We start from the raw sequence: 16,304 nt of genomic DNA on the forward strand, positions 1-16,304 counted from the left end.
CCGTTGTCATATCTATCACCTCCATCATTTATTAACGTACACTAGTTGATTGGAGCGCAGGCGGCGACTTCTGCGGGAATCGCATGAGTTGAAGGCACCGCAGGAGCTTAGCGACGAGGAGACTGAAGTCATGCCCGCGAAAAGCGTCCGCCGTAGTGGAAATCAACGACTTCATTTAGATACTTCAAACTCAATTTCTGAGTTATCGGAATGGTTGCTCGATAAATTATAAAAAGTTCTCGATAAATGGTGAAATTTATTCGATAAAAAGCAATATTTAAGCGATAACATACATAAGGCAATAGACGCTATGATATGATACAGGGGTATATACGTGGTAGGGTATTTATCAAATGCTTTGCTCAAAAAATAAGCTGGATTTGATTGTTTTAGAAGGTTTTTTGAACACACTGTGAAATTATAGTGTTGAAAAAAGATTGTATGCTATGCTAAAACTATCTATTTGTCATGGAGGGTTTGTAGGGTGGTCAATACAGAGTGGTTTTCGATTCGTACACTAACATTACCAGCAACGGCTATCGCTTTATTGGCCGCATTTTTCGTTGTATGGCTTGTTTTACGTATGCAATTCTCAAAGCGATGGTCGGGGGTATATGCAGACGCAATCTTTACTTTTATTCTCGTCTGGAAATTCAGCCTAATTGTGACGGATTTTAAAGCAGTACTTGCACAACCATTAACACTTCTTTATTTTAATGGAGGAACATTTGGCATTTATTTAGGTGTTATTACTGTATTGGTTCAGCTTTTGTGGAAGCGACAAAAGTTACAATTTGATGCAGAAGGAGTAATGGCGAGCATTTGGGCAGTTATCTTAACGCAATCTATTTATCAATGGTTCGTGGTAATATTAAATGATAATTCATTTAATAGTGAAGTTATTACGTTAATAGTGCTAAGTATACTAACGCTTTTCATACTATGGAAAATAACAGCCCTTCAAAGTGCCTTAATCATTTACACAGCTGGGTATCTACTTGTTGCTACGATTCAGCCACAAGGATTATGGCAACCAGCTGTTGGCGTGAGCGTCCTATTACTGATGTTAGGCCTAGGAATTCAACGAATAGGGGGAAAAAAATGAAAAAAAACATTGGGTTGCTTATTGTCGTGTTGTTAGTGGTCGCGATGATTGGTACATACGTCAAACAGCAAATTGATAAAGACCGTGAAATTGATGCGGCTTCACTAGGAAAAGAAACAGAGCAACGAGAAATTGGATTAAAAAAAGGGGACACACCACCTGATTTCACATTAACCAATTTAGATGGGGAAGAGGTCACTTTAAGCGACCTGCGTGGAAAAAAAGTGGTGCTTAATTTCTGGGCTACATGGTGTCCGCCTTGTAAGGCAGAAATGCCACATATGCAAAATTATTATGACCAATATGCCAAAAAGGAAAATGTAGAAATTTTGGCTGTTAATTTAACATCGGCGGAACGAGATGTTACCGAAGATGCTAAAATTGATACAATCACTACGTTCAGGGATAGTTATGAATTAACATTTCCAATCTTACTTGATAAGGACAATGATGCTGGCATTGATTATCAAGTTATAACAATTCCTACAACCTATTTTATTGACTCAAATGGATATATACAGCGTACCATTCAAGGACCAATGGATATGGATATGCTAACGAACTATGTAGAAGCACTAGACTAATAAACTATAGAGGATGTCTCAAAAGGATAATATCTTTTGGGACATCTTTTAGTTTAAAAAGACCGCCGGAACAATAACGTTTGATGTCATTATTATCTAGTCTTTCGAAGCCGTTTTACTATCGCTCAAGAAAATAAAAGTTGCCACAAATGATTTTGAGGCAGCTTTATTTTGTATGTTTGAAAAAAAACATTCATACAGTAAAGAGACGGAGGAGGGAAGGTTTGCGCAAAATTACGGCAGGTGTCGGCGTACTTATCAGTAGTTTATTGGTAGGTAGTGGATTTTACTTTGACTGGTTTAATGGTGCGGAGAAAAAGGAGCAAGTTACAGAGGTCGAATCGATTAATGAAGCAATGCATTTAATTGAGGAACAATCCGTGTATAGTACAAAAAAGGATGCATTAGTAGAGGGGGCTCTGCGTGGCATGGCAGATGCGATAAAAGACCCTTATAGCACCTATTATTCGAAGGATGAGGCCGAGCAACATCGACAAATGCTAGCTGAGGAAAGGGTCGGCATTGGAATTGAACTATCGGAAAACAAAGGGAAATTTATAGTGGTGTCCCCTGTTCGTTCGTCCCCTGCAGAAAAAGCAGGAATGCGTTCTCTCGATGAAATTGTACAAGTTGATGGCGTACGAGTAGATGGTAAGACGATGAGTGAATTAATGCAATTAATTCAAGGTGAAAAAGGTACAAAGCTTACCATAGTGGTCTATCGTCCAAGTGAAGATAAGCATATTAAAATGACCATGGAGCGAGCGGCAATTTCCAATAAAACTGTAGCAAGTGAAGTAGTGATGGTAGAAGATACTGCGATTGGCTATGTAGAAATCTCGCTATTTGGTGAGAAAACGGCCAATGAATGGGTTGCAGAAACGAGTAAATTACTACGCAAAGATATAGAGGGGCTTGTTGTTGATGTACGTGATAATCCGGGGGGTTATTTACATAGCGTGGCAGCGCTACTAAGTACGGTGTTAGAAAATGGTAAGGTGTTTGCGTATATGCAAAATGCTGAAGGTGCTATGGAACCATTAAAGACAGAATCGAAAAGCTTTGACGAAAAATATTTGCAGACGATGAATACAATACCGATTGTTATTTTACAAAATCAGGGAAGTGCATCAGCAAGTGAGGTACTAAGCGGAGCCTTAAAAAGCTGGGATCGTGCTTCAATTGTCGGGGTGAAAAGTTTTGGTAAAGGTACAGTACAGGAATCTTGGGCTCTTTCAAATGGGGGCGAACTTAAATTATCAACGAATAAATGGCTGACACCCAAACGTGAATGGATTCATGGGCAAGGCATTGAAGCTGGTTTAGTCATAGAACAAAATGAATTATTTGCACTGCAATTGCATCCATTAACAGGGCAATTTAAAGTAGGGGATATGAGTGAAGAAATTGCTTATACACAAAAAGCCTTACAAAAGCTAGGTTATCAGATTGTTCGTCTAGACGGTTATTTAGATGAAGCAACAGACGAAGCGGTAAAGCTTTACCGTAAGCAGAAGAAGTTACCGAAATCAGACGACGATGTTTATATGGATACAGCCTTTTTCAATAGCCTGAATGAAACGTTAAAAAACTATAAAGAGGATCGCACAAATGATTTACAATTCCAGATGGCAACAAGCTTTTTATTGCATAACATTGAACAATAGCCACTATACATCTAGTAAATATGACGGGAATACAAAGCTTTCTACTAGTTTGTACTACGCAAGAGAGTGGTCCTTTGATACAATGAATTCATAGTAATCGAGATAGAAATGGCGGGTGTCTGTATGGCGAGTAGTATTTTAATAGAATTTGTAACAGCGATTGGCCGCTTTTTACTGAACCCAGTACTATATATAGCAATTTTATTCGCTATTTTATTAGGATATAGTCGCGTGAAGCAGGAGCGTAAATTTTTTAATAGACGTATTATTTGGGGCTGGACAGAGTTAATAGGGCAATGGAAACGTGGATGGCCTTATGCACTAATCATTTCAATTATAAGTGTTGGGGTGGGTTTGACCGTACCAAAAACATTTTTACTTGTGTTGGTTGCATTCTCTACACTGGCGCTCTTGCTGTTTTTCATTAATTCACTGTCACCAATTTATACAATGGGGTTCGCAACACTAGCAACATGGGCTATGTATCATTATAATTGGTCGTTTTCATGGTGGAAAGTTTCGTTAGTAGGTACAGATTTATTTGAAGGCGCGATTGTAACAATCACTATTATAACTGGATTGTGTGTGATTGCTGAAGGTATGCTGATTCGTCGAACTTCAACAATGGTGACTACACCACGTGTTGAAAAAACGAAGCGCGGTATGCAGGCTATTGTGTATCGCACGAGAAACATTTGGGTACTACCAATATTCTTTATAATGCCTGGAGATATGATTTCGTCAGTCTTTCCATACTGGCCACAATTCACATTGGGAGAAAGGTCTTTTGCATTTATCCTATTTCCTGTAGTAATCGGATTTGCTAAGCTTTCAAGAAAAGAATTGCCCGTTTTACAATTACCGAAAATTGGCCGTTCCGTATTATTATTAGGGCAACTGATATTAATAGGAGGACTTGCATCATTCATCGAGCCACTCATAGGCTTTATAACGCTTGCAGTAGGCGTAATCATTCGTCTTATTATTGCAATATACTATGCGATGCAGGACAAGACGGAAATTTATGCGGTTGCACCGAGTTCTAAAGGGGCAGTTATTGCGGCAGTTTTACCGCATTCACCAGCAGAGAAAATGGGTTTACTTGCAGGGGAATGTATTCGGAAAGTAAATGGCCACCCAATCTACACAGAAAGCGAATTATATGAGGCTTTACAATTAAATGCTGCTCATTGTCGATTAGAGGTACTTGATCGTAACAATGAAATCCGACTAACACAGCATGTAATTTACAGCAATGATCATTATCGTATTGGATTATTGTTAGCGGAGCAGAGGGATGTATGATCGATGTTTTTGGAAAAATGATGTTGGCATTATTTGTACCTGCATTATTAGTGTTATTGTTTACACGAATTACGTATAATCGCTACGTGGCCCTTTTATTAGCAATTGCTCTCATTGCCGCATCGGTTTATGCAGGTTATACTTCGCCACCAATTATTTTCGTAGTAGATGCTTTTTCGTTAACAGTAGGTTTTTGGCTCGCAAGTCGCATGCAAAAAAAATAGGCTCATCACCAAAAGTTGGGGATGACATTTGTTAAAACGTATGTCATTTATACCGCATTAACTAGGTGGTGGATAAACTGACCGTAAAACCCCGACTGATTGAAGTTTCACTTTATATTAGTTGATTGGAGTGGAGGCTGGGCGACTCCTTGGGGATCAGTCACAGATGAGACCCTGGAGCGAGCCACGTAGAGGAACGAAGGCTAAAAGCATCACGTCCTGTGATAACGCCTTCGTGACCAACATCCTATTGCCCTAAGCGGCTCATCGGACGCCCACAGGAAAGCGCCCAGCCGGACGGAATCAACCCCACGGTATGGTGATGAGCCAAAATAAGGTACTTAGCAGACAAAAATCTGCCAAGTACCTTTTTACATGAAGAATCTTACCGCTGCCATAATAACAACCCCTACAACAACCGTAATGGACAAACTTTTTGTGACAAGTGCAATAATAAGTGTTGGCACAAATGTAATAAATACAGGCCAATCGAGTGTAACGAAACTTTTGCTTTCAGTGTCTAGCAAATTTTCGAAGACAAGGGCACTTAAAATACAAACAGGAATGAAGCTAAGCCATTTTAATACAACCTCAGGCAACTTCACACTGCGTACGAACATAAATGGAATAATACGTGGCAGCCAGGTTACTAGCGCACAACCGATAATAAGCCACACCATTGAAGCTGTTGTTGTCATTTATCTGTCACCACCCCAATTGTTGCTACAATGATTGTTGCTAGAAGCACAGCAACGTGAGAAGGTACTATATAGGATAAGCCATACATACAAACAGCCATATATCCAATTAACATCAAGTAGTGCATAATCTTCGTTTTGTTGACACTACTAAGCTGTAGAACAAGTAAAGCGACAAACATGCCAATCAATGCAAAGTCTAGGCCCCATTTTTCAGGATTTGCTACCCATTGCCCTAAAAAGGCACCCGTTACACAGGACAAAATCCAAAATAAATAGGCGGTTATATTTAAGCCATCCATCCATTTTCCATATAACTTGCCGTTTTGCATTTGTTTTGTGACAGCCACACCAAATGTTTCATCAGTTAATAAAGTACCAAATCCAACATTTCGTAACATAGAATAACGTGTAAAATGGGGCGCTAAAGTTAAACTCATTAATAAATGGCGTAAATTTACGACAAATATGGTTACAATGATGGCAGAGGCAGGACTACTTGTTAACAGCAAGGCACAAAAAATAAATTGTGCAGAACCAGCATAAACGAGTATTGTTAATAGTGCGATTTCAAGTACAGACAAGCCTGAAGCGGAACCTACAACACCGAAAGCAAGTCCTATACTAATATAGCCGAGTAAGGTAGGAACACAGTCCTTGACACCTTGGAAAAAGCTGTTGTCTGTTGAGATTGTGGGTTTATCGTGAAGTTCTGTCGTACTTGTCATAAATAGATCATCCTTTCGAAAAAAATTCCATGTATACTAATAATGGAATGGTGAAATAATTTGATAGTTCTGATATGTCTATTAAAGTATACATATGTCTTATAAAATAAACAATAGGAAATGGTGAGTTAAGTTGGAACAAATGAGTCGAAATTTAGCTTTTCAACTAAAAAAAATACGGCAACAAAGAAGTTTGAGCCTAGACGATGTTGCCAAAGCAACGGGGGTTAGTAAGGCGCAACTTGCCCAAATTGAAAAAGGTGAATCCAACCCAACTGTATCAACTATTTGGAAAATAGCTGCGGGCTTACGAATTTCATTTTCTTCACTATTGCAACCTCCGACTGCCCATTTTATGAAATTTAGTAGTAAAGATGCGCCACATGTCGATGAGGATGAAGGACGCTATCGCGTGTACTCCATTATTCCTTACGACCCAGAGCGAGGCTGGGAGTTCTACAAGATTGAAATGGAACCAGGAGCTTGCAGTAGGAGTGAAGCGCACACAGAAGGGGTAGAGGAAACAGTAACAGTTATCCAAGGACAAGCTATTATTTCTGCTGGAGAAATGCATGAACAATTAGTAGAAGGGGATACACTGGTATTCTCGGGGCATCAACTACACGAATATAAAAATACGTCGGAAGAACTGACAATTTTACATTTAATTTTGCAATACAAATAGAGGTGTCTATATTGAATGAATGGTTTACTGTAGAAAATATTGAGCATGTTGCAGCCGAATATCGAACATTTGGTCCGCTGATTGGTTTGTTATTGCCCTTTATAGAGGCATTCTTACCATTTTTACCATTGGTCGTGTTTGTTGTAGCAAATGCAAGTGCGTTTGGCTTATGGTTAGGTTTTTTAATGTCGTGGCTTGGCTCAGTGGCCGGCTCGTATGTAGTTTTTTTGCTCGTCCGTCATTTTGGTAAGCATCCAAAGCTCCGTTTTGTAACGGGCAGTAAAAAGGTAGAAAAACTGATTCAATGGGTAGATATGAATGGGATTAGCCCGTTGTTTGTATTGCTGTGTTTTCCTTTTACACCTTCTGTTATTGTCAATATAGTAGCCGGATTATCTCACATTCATAAAAAGTTTTACTTAGTAGTGCTGTTAGCAGGTAAATTCGTCATGATTTTAGGAATGAGTGTGCTTGGCTATGATTTGAAATCGTTATTGACAAGTCCTGTACGATTAATAATTGCTGGAGTTGCGATTATTGTGCTATGGTGGATTGGAAAGCTGATTGAGAAGCGATTGAATGCTCGTGTGGAAAGAGATTTGAAGCAAATGCGAAAATTGCCGAAAAATGATAACCATGCCAGTTGAATATACACATCTAGGCCCTTGTATCATGTAAAATGGTAGAAGGGACTTTTTTAATTTTAATAATATAGCCTTAAATCGGTGTCATGAACATTGAAGCGACAGCTATATAAAAACCAAGACATCGTTAATTTTTATCATAAAGCAGGGGGAAAAGTGAATGACATTGCGTATTGTTTCAGGGCGTGCTGGTACAGGAAAATCAGCGTTTATTCATAAGGAGATTGTTGAGCAGTTAACTACAGATCCGTTAGGGTATCCGATTTTTATTATTGTACCTGACCAAATGTCTTATACAACGGAGTATGAGCTCACGAATAAGCATGGCTTACAGGGGTTAATTCGGGCGCAAGTTATGACCTTTAAACGTTTGGCATGGCTCGTACTACAGGAAACAGGTGGTATTGCTCGTAAAGAGGTAAACGGCTACGGCTATCGGATGCTCATTCGCAAACTACTAGAGGAGCAAAAAAATGAATTCTCGTTATTTCGACAAGCTGCAGGGAAGCGGGGCTTTACGGAGGAAATTGAAACATTACTACGTGAATTTAGCCGCTATAGTGTGAATAGTACAGTGTTGTCTGAAGTGGCTACGTCTTTAAAGGCCATTGACGCACCGAATACATTACAGGCAAAAACCAATGACCTGCAAATTGTATTACAGGCTTTAGAGGATCGACTTGGCACGACTTATGTCGATAGTGAAGGGTATTATCCAATTTTAACGGAACAACTGAAACATTCAGAGACAATGAATCAAGCAACGATTTATATAGATGGCTTTACAGCATTTACGGTAAGAGAGTTAGAGCTTGTGAAGGAACTGCTCAAGGTGACAAAGCACGTAACAGTTGTGCTACCCTTTGACCATATTGAGGAAGCGAAAGATGAGCAGGCACTATTTAATGAAGCAGCGACAACAAATCAACGCCTACTTGACATTGCACAAGAGGAAGGGATTGAGGTCGAAGCACCATTGCATTTTATTAAAACGCATCGTTTCCACTCCGAAGATTTGCGTCACGTGGAAGCAGGATTTACAGATATGGTACCACATACGAAAAAAACACATGGAGATGTAATGGTCTTAGAGGCTTCAAATCGTCGTACTGAAGTCCATGCCATTGCCCGGGAAATAACAAAATTGACAAGGCAGGAAGGCTACCGTTACAAGGACATTGTTCTGCTTTATCGACAGGCCGATGTATATGATCCATTGATTTCAGCAATTTTCCAGCAATATGATATTCCGATATTTACGAATACCAAAAAGACAATGCTGCATCATCCTTTGATTGAATTTAGTCGTTCAGCTTTAGAGGTTGTCACATCTAATTGGAAATACGAACCTATTTTTCGAAGTGTGAAAACAGATTTATTTTTCCCGTTATATGCTGAGCGAAGTGTGTGGCGTGAACGTGCGGATCGTTTAGAGAATTACTGTTTGGCACAGGGGATTTACGGCGAACGCTGGTTTGAAGAATCTCGCTGGTTTTATAAAAAATATCGAGGTCTTGAATTCCATTCGCGCATACAAACCGACGAAGAGCGTGCGATGCAGGCAGAAATCGAGGCAATTCGTGATGATATACGACAACCATTAAAAATTTTTCAAGACAAGCTAATACTAGCGAAAACAGGAAGAGAGGTTGCAACGGCATTATTTGAGCTGATTGAAGATGTCCAAGTATATGACAAGCTCCAGTCTATGAAGGACAAAGAACTAGACAGAGGAGATGCACTTGCTGCAAGTGAGCATAATCAAGCTTGGAATGAATGGGTTGTAGTGTTGGATCAGTTTGTTTACATGTTCGGCGAGCAGGAAATGTCTGTCGAAGAAGCAGCAAAGATTTTAGATGAAGGCTTTGATACTTTAGAATTTTCGCGTATACCCCCTACACTTGATGAGGTGATGGTGGCAACAGTCGATTTAGCACGATTATCAGACGTTAAGATTGCTTTTGTTGTCGGCATGAATGATGGCATTTACCCAACAAGATTGGATTATGAAGGCTTACTGTCCGATACTGAACGAGAATGGTTCACTCAGATTGGCTATGAACTTGCACCAACTTCAAAAAACCGTTTATTGCAGGAGAATTTCCTATTATATCGCGCGTTGACAACACCTTCGGACAAGCTATATATGACTTATCCAACGGCAGATGAAGAAGGCAAGGCATTATTATCATCGTTGTATATCAAAAAAATTATCGGCAATGACAAAACAGCAGGTCTATTAAGTGATGTAAGGGTCCAACGTGTCGTCATAGATCCAATAGAATTATTAGATGACAATGTGCTGCCTTATTTACGTCATCCTCGAACGGCATTAGCCCATTTAATGGTCCAACTACGTCAAGCTGAACATAGTCGTGAACTTGAACCAGAATGGCTAGCTTTACAGAAATTTTATGAGCAGGATCCGTACTGGTCATTAATATTAGAGCGAGTTATGCAACCAATCTCACATAAGAATGAAGCAGAGCCATTAGAAACGTATATCACCCAAGAGCTATACGGCAAACGATTAACATCGAGTGTGTCGCGAGTGGAGAAATATTTTCGCTGTCCATTTTCACATTTCACAACGTACGGCTTGCGTTTAGAGGAACGTGCTGAGTATCGATTAGAAACATTTGCAATGGGCGATTTATTCCACGAGGCATTAAAATGGATAACAGAGGAGACACATCGTCAACAGCTGTCATGGATTCGTTTAACAAGACAGCAAATTCAGCAGTTAGCTAGACAGGCTGTTGAACAAATTGTACCAGTATTTTCACATCAAATCTTATTGTCCAGTGCGCGTTACCGTTACATTCAGCGCAAGCTTATTCGTATTGTGGAACGCACAATGACCGCACTTACCCAGCATGCCAATGTCTCCCATTTTAAACCGATTGCCATTGAAGCATCATTTGGGCCAGGGCAACATGAACAGTTACCCGCGCTTGAAATTGATTTAGCAGGTGGAAAGAAAATGTTTATGCGGGGACGTATTGATAGGGTAGATAGTGCATCATTTGATGATCGCTCCTATTTACGGATTGTCGATTATAAGTCGTCCAGTCGGGATTTAGATTTAAACGAGGTGTATCATGGGTTGTCATTGCAAGTATTGACATATCTAGATGTAGCGATGGAAAATGCCTCATACTGGCTACCAGGAGATGCTGAACCAGCGGGCGTATTATATGTCCACGTCCACAATCCGATGTTAAAGCTCGATAAGGATTTGAGCCATAGTGAAATTGAGGAAGATCGTTTAAAGCAATACAAAATGAAGGGCCTTTTAACAGAAAATCCACAAGCGATTTTATCAATGGACGAACAGCTTGAAGAAGCTAGTGGACATTCACAAATTATCCCAGTCTATATGAAAAAAGACGGTACCCCGTCAGAATCTCAATCGCGTATTGTGCCTGTGAATGACATGAAAAATATCCAGCATTTTGTGCGTCGTAAGCATCAAGAGGCAGGAAATGGCATTTTAGCTGGTGACACGGCGATTAGTCCGTATAAATTAAAATCAAAAACGGCATGTGATTATTGTCAATTTGCATCTGTCTGTCAATTTGACACGTCTGATGGTAAGCAAAGTTATCGTCAGTTACCTCAGGCAAAGCCGATAGAGGTCGTAGAGAAAATTCGTAAGGAGTTGAATTAAGATGGTGCATCAAATACCAGTGAAGCCAGAGAATGTCACTTGGACAGACGCTCAATGGAATGCGATTTATGCAAGTGGACAGGATACACTTGTGTCAGCGGCAGCTGGTTCTGGCAAAACAGCGGTACTGATTAATCGCATGATTGAAAAAGTGGTAGCGAACGACAATCCTATCAATGTTGATGAACTGCTCGTCGTGACGTTTACAAATGCTTCCGCTGCTGAAATGCGTCATCGTATGGGTGAGGCATTAGAAAAGGCGATAACAGAAAATCCGACGTCACAACATTTGCGACGACAGTTAAGCTTGGTCAATAAGGCACAAATTTCGACGCTCCATTCTTTTTGTTTAGCCATTGTGAAACAATATGCGTACATGTTAGATATTGATCCGGGCTTCCGTATTGCGAATGAGGCAGAGATAGCATTACTTCGAGATGATATCTTGGCAGATGTGTTAGAAGCTGCATACGATGTTGAAGACGAAGCACAAGTCCAAGCAATCTATCGCCTTGTTGATAGTTTTACATCAGATCGTGATGATCAGGCTATTGAAACACTGATGAGCAAGCTTTATGATACATCTCGTGTTCATGCCGAGCCACAAAAATGGCTAAGCAGTCTACCACAGGCATATGAGCTAGCAGGTGATGTCACGATTGACGATTTAGAGTTATCCATTTATGTAAAACTAACTGTGAAACATAGCCTAGAGGAAGCTTTTGTCTTACTTTCTGAAATGCGTGCGATTACGTTGCAGCCAGAAGGACCTGCACCGTATGCTGAAACCGCAGAAATTGATTTTGCGATGATTCAAGAGGGAATTCGCATAAGTCGTGAAGGAACGTGGCAGGAATTATTTGATTACTTTTCGACCGTCAAGTGGTCGACATTAAAGCGAGTGGCGAAGGATGCTTTAGTCGATGTGGATTTACAAGAACTTGCCAAGAAAAAGCGTGATGCAGCCAAAAAAATTATAAATAAACTTAAAGAAACATACTTTGTGCGTACACCTGCACGGTTGCTTGAAGAAATTTGTCTCATGGCACCTACCATTGCCACATTGGTTGAGTTGACAAAAGTGTTTAGTGAGCAATTCCGTATGGCAAAGTTAGAACGGGGAATTATTGATTTTTCTGACTTAGAGCATTTTGCATTACAAATACTAGCAGAAAATGTAGATGGAACACTACAGCCATCTCCTGTTGCATTAGATTTAAAAAAACGTTTTAAAGAAGTGCTAGTCGATGAATATCAAGATACCAATATGTTACAAGAAACAATTTTACAACTAGTGAAAACCGGCGATGAGTTAGACGGCAATCTTTTTATGGTGGGTGACGTTAAGCAAAGTATTTACCGCTTCCGCCTAGCAGAGCCAAAACTCTTTATGAGGAAATATGGTGAGTTTATTGAGCAACCTGATGGGACAGGTATGCGCATTGATTTAAATGCTAATTTTCGTAGTCGCAAGGAAGTGCTGAACGCAACAAACTTTGTTTTTGCACAAATTATGGGAATACGTGTTGGAGAAATACATTATGATGAAAATGCCTCGTTAAAGCCTGCAGCACCATATGATGAAAAGGAAGTCCCGGTTGAGTTGGTTGTGTTACATCCACCGCTAGAAGAGGAAATCGACGACGAAGTAGAGGACCTAGTCAGCGAAGCATCTGAACTAGAAGAACTAAAGAAATCGCAGTATGAGGCGCGCTTTATAATTGAACGCATAAAGCAAATGATGGAAGACGGCACAACTGTATACGACACAAAAACGAAGTCAGAACGTCCGTTAAAATATAGTGATATTGTTATATTAATGCGCTCAATGACCTGGTCGACGGATTTAGTGGAGGAATTTAAACTTGCAGGCATTCCCCTCTATGCAGAATCATCAAAGGGCTACTTCGATGCGCTTGAGGTTATGATTATACTCAATACATTGAAGATAGTAGATAACCCCTATCAAGATATTCCTTTAGCCTCCGTATTACGTGCACCATTCGTTGGCTTAACGGAAAATGAGCTAGCGAAAATTCGTTTGGCAGAGTCCAAAGCGCCTTTTTATGACGCTTTGAGACAGTTCATTCGCAGTGAAGGTCATGGCGTGCAATCAACCACGTTTGAAAAGCTGCAACGTTTTATGCTGGCATTTGAAAATTGGCGTGATTTAGCACGTCGTGGTTCGCTGTCAGATTTAATTTGGAAGATTTACTTGGATACGCATTATTATGAAATGGTTGGGGCCATGCCTAATGGCAAGCAGCGTCAAGCGAATTTACGTGTCTTACATGACCGTGCATTAATGTATGAGAAAACGGCATTTCGAGGACTATTCCGCTTCTTGCGTTTTATTGACCGCATGCGCACACGCGGCGATGATTTAGGGACAGCTAAATCTATTGGTGAAAAGGATGACGTCGTGCGCCTTGTGACAATTCACTCATCCAAAGGACTTGAGTTCCCGGTCGTTTTTGCCGCTGGTATGGGCCGTCCATTTAATAAAATGGATTTCCACAATCCATATTTATTTGACCAAGATTTTGGACTTGCTGTTAAAGCGATTGATCCAGAAGATCGTATTACTTATACCTCGCTACCGTTTTTAGCGATGAAGGAGAAAAAAGAGCTTGAAATGCGCGCTGAGGAAATGCGTGTGCTGTATGTAGCCATGACACGTGCGAAGGAACGACTGATTTTAGTTGGCTCCGTAAAAAATTGGGAGAAAACGCTCGACAAGTGGCAGGACGCACAAACTTTGCCAGTAGATGAACCTTTGCAGGAATATTTACGTGCTCGTGCAAATAGTTATTTTGACTGGTTAGGACCTGCAGTGGCAAGACATGCAGATTTTGGCCCACTTTCTACAACGATGTATAAAGAGCGAGAGGATGCATCACATTGGTGGGTACGAGCTATCGAAACAAGTTGTTATATGTATGAGACATTCGCTCTCGAAGATGGAGCACAACACATGATAACAACATCAGAGGATACAGCATTGCTCACAGAAATTGCCACTCGCTTCCAGGCACAGTACCCTTTCCAAAGTTCTACAAAAAAACACTCGAAAACATCCGTTAGTGACATTAAACGCTTAGAAAATTTACAGCGTCAAGCAGAGCCTGAGTACTTTTTTACAGTACCAAATAAGCAACAATCTGCGCTTGCACCGAGACCAACCTTTTTACAGGAAAAACAGATGACTGGCGCAGAAATTGGCACAGCTGTCCACGCAGTCATGCAACATGTACCACAGTACGGTTTTACGAATTTGCAGGAGGTCGAAAGCTTTGTTGCTGATTTAGTGGCAAGACAGCTCTTAACAGAGGCTGAGGGTAAGGTCGTCCCATCTGTGAAAATTTTGAAGTTCTTTACAACAGACATTGGACAACGTTTTAAAAATGCGAAGCAACTTCGTAGGGAATTGCCGTTCACAATTAGTCGCGTGGATGAGGACGGTGATGCGCAAATCGTCCAAGGGATTATCGATTGCTTGTTCGAGGATGCAAACGGTGAATGGGTTTTGCTTGATTATAAGACCGACCGTATTCAATCCCATTTTGCGGAGGAACCAGCATTATCGAAGGAACTAGTAGGGCGCTATGGTGTACAATTACGCGTTTATAGTGAAGCGATTGAATCTATTTTGCATATAAAAGTGGGCGACAAAGTGTTGTACTTATTCGACATTGAAAAAGCATTACACGTATAAGGCAACCTTCCCAAGATAAAAACAGTCCATTATAAAAAAGTAATGGGCTGTTTTTTCACTATAGCGTAATATTAAGGGAAGTGTGTTTGAAAGAGGAGGCAATTTTGTGGATTTAAAACCAACAATGTTGCAAGAACGTATCGCAACATTAGATATTTTACGTGGGTTTAGCTTACTAGGTATTTTGCTCGTAAATATGTATGCCTTTTATTTGCCAATGCCACACATTGATTTGGGGTCGTGGTTTACGACACCTTCTGATATGGTTTGGCAACAAAATCTAGATATTTACGTTCAGAGTAGCATTTACCCATTGTTTGCTATGCTGTTTGGCTATGGTCTAGCCATGCAATGGCAGAAAGCACAAAGCCGTGAGCAAAACTTTTATGGTACGAGCTTACGACGATTAGTTGTATTATTTATGTTCGGTCTTGTGCATGCTGTACTGATTTGGTGGGGCGATATATTAATGACATATGCATTTTGTGGCGTCTTTTTATTGTTATTACTTCGTCTGCATCCCATGTGGTTATTGTCTATCGGAATAATTATTAACGGTTTCATGCATGTTTTTATGTTGTTTATAGTAGGCTATATAAACTTTAATACGAAAATCGATACGTATTTAAATATTACTGCGGTTGAAAAAGCGATAACTGCTTATGGTGCAGGTAATTGGTTAGATGCTTTTATGCAACGACTATCAGACCTATCCGTACAGGCTGGGGTTGGCATGTGGATTGCCTCATTATTTACCATTTTACCGTATATGCTTATTGGAGCGGCTGCTTCTAAATGGCATTTAGTAGAGCGTGCAAAGGAGCTAAAATGGCTCTGGCTGGCATTAGCGATAGCAGGACTGGCCATTGGTATTTTTGTGAAGAGCATGCCTATTCTCCACACTCGTACGTATTTACTGGACTATATAAAAGTGTATATGGGTGGGCCGATTTTGTCGGTTGGTTATATTGGATTGATTGTATTACTTTGCATGATTCCGCTTGTACCAAAGTTGCTTAGTCCATTTGCCAAAATTGGTCGCATGTCGTTAACTATGTACATATTACAATCCATTATTGGGACATGTTTATTTTATCAATTTGGATTTGGTTGGTATGGCAAGGTCAGTGTCGCAACAGGTGTGTTAATCGCAATCGGCATAATTGTTGTTCAAATGGTTTTAGCTGAAATCTGGCTATCAAAATGGAAGCAGGGTCCGTTAGAAGCAATTTGGCGTAAAATAACGTATAAAGTGAAGCCGGGGGACACCAATTAGTTA

Annotated in this window: 12 protein-coding genes; 10 read left to right on the plus strand and 2 right to left on the minus strand. The window is 40.2% G+C overall.

Annotation, left to right across the window (positions count from 1 at the left end; genetic code table 11):
- Positions 1 to 484 precede the first annotated feature (484 nt).
- The 5 genes from H131_RS05460 to H131_RS05480 all read left to right on the plus strand — a co-directional run bounded on the left by H131_RS05460 (position 485) and on the right by H131_RS05480 (position 4,885).
- Complete coding sequence (locus tag H131_RS05460; RefSeq protein ID WP_010858078.1) at positions 485 to 1,105, plus strand: hypothetical protein; 621 nt, start codon at positions 485 to 487, stop codon at positions 1,103 to 1,105.
- Positions 1,102 to 1,689: a redoxin domain-containing protein gene (locus H131_RS05465; protein WP_010858079.1), complete on the plus strand. Its 588-nt coding sequence runs from the start codon at positions 1,102 to 1,104 to the stop codon at positions 1,687 to 1,689. Before H131_RS05460 ends, H131_RS05465 begins: the two co-directional genes overlap by 4 nt.
- Positions 1,690 to 1,913: 224 nt before the next feature.
- Complete coding sequence (locus H131_RS05470; RefSeq protein WP_010858080.1) at positions 1,914 to 3,356, plus strand: S41 family peptidase; 1,443 nt, start codon at positions 1,914 to 1,916, stop codon at positions 3,354 to 3,356.
- 123 nt (positions 3,357 to 3,479) lie between these two features.
- A complete protein-coding gene (locus tag H131_RS05475; protein WP_010858081.1) occupies positions 3,480 to 4,661 on the plus strand; it encodes a PDZ domain-containing protein in 1,182 nt (393 codons plus the stop codon).
- Positions 4,661 to 4,885 (plus strand): DUF2198 family protein, encoded by a 225-nt coding sequence (locus H131_RS05480; RefSeq protein WP_036131113.1) that lies wholly within the window; start codon positions 4,661 to 4,663, stop codon positions 4,883 to 4,885. Before H131_RS05475 ends, H131_RS05480 begins: the two co-directional genes overlap by 1 nt.
- A 371-nt stretch (positions 4,886 to 5,256) precedes the next feature.
- On the opposite strand, the gene H131_RS05485 is transcribed toward H131_RS05480, so the two are convergent.
- Together H131_RS05485 and H131_RS05490 are read right to left on the minus strand one after the other, a co-directional pair.
- On the minus strand, positions 5,257 to 5,583 hold the full coding sequence (locus H131_RS05485) for an AzlD domain-containing protein (RefSeq protein ID WP_010858083.1): 327 nt from the start codon (positions 5,581 to 5,583) through the stop codon (positions 5,257 to 5,259).
- A complete protein-coding gene (locus H131_RS05490) occupies positions 5,580 to 6,311 on the minus strand; it encodes an AzlC family ABC transporter permease (RefSeq protein WP_010858084.1) in 732 nt (243 codons plus the stop codon). The genes H131_RS05485 and H131_RS05490 overlap by 4 nt, the downstream gene beginning before the upstream one ends.
- Before the next feature lie 133 nt (positions 6,312 to 6,444).
- On the opposite strand from H131_RS05490, the gene H131_RS05495 reads away from it, so the two are divergent.
- From H131_RS05495 to H131_RS05515, 5 genes are all read left to right on the plus strand, one after another.
- Positions 6,445 to 6,996 carry a helix-turn-helix domain-containing protein gene (locus H131_RS05495; RefSeq protein ID WP_010858085.1) on the plus strand — a complete coding sequence of 184 codons (552 nt, stop codon included), beginning with the start codon at positions 6,445 to 6,447 and terminating at the stop codon, positions 6,994 to 6,996.
- Between the two features lie 11 nt (positions 6,997 to 7,007).
- On the plus strand, positions 7,008 to 7,643 hold the full coding sequence (locus H131_RS05500; protein WP_010858086.1) for a TVP38/TMEM64 family protein: 636 nt from the start codon (positions 7,008 to 7,010) through the stop codon (positions 7,641 to 7,643).
- 157 nt (positions 7,644 to 7,800) lie between these two features.
- Positions 7,801 to 11,310 (plus strand): helicase-exonuclease AddAB subunit AddB, encoded by a 3,510-nt coding sequence (gene addB / locus H131_RS05505; protein ID WP_010858087.1) that lies wholly within the window; start codon positions 7,801 to 7,803, stop codon positions 11,308 to 11,310.
- 1 nt (position 11,311) lies between these two features.
- Complete coding sequence (addA, locus tag H131_RS05510; RefSeq protein ID WP_010858088.1) at positions 11,312 to 15,025, plus strand: helicase-exonuclease AddAB subunit AddA; 3,714 nt, start codon at positions 11,312 to 11,314, stop codon at positions 15,023 to 15,025.
- A 106-nt stretch (positions 15,026 to 15,131) separates the two neighbouring features.
- On the plus strand, positions 15,132 to 16,301 hold the full coding sequence (locus tag H131_RS05515) for a DUF418 domain-containing protein (RefSeq protein WP_010858089.1): 1,170 nt from the start codon (positions 15,132 to 15,134) through the stop codon (positions 16,299 to 16,301).
- The last annotated feature ends 3 nt before the right edge of the window (positions 16,302 to 16,304 follow it).

Origin of the sequence: Lysinibacillus sphaericus OT4b.31, from assembly GCF_000392615.1 — a bacterium.
GTDB lineage: Bacteria > Bacillota > Bacilli > Bacillales_A > Planococcaceae > Lysinibacillus > Lysinibacillus sphaericus_B.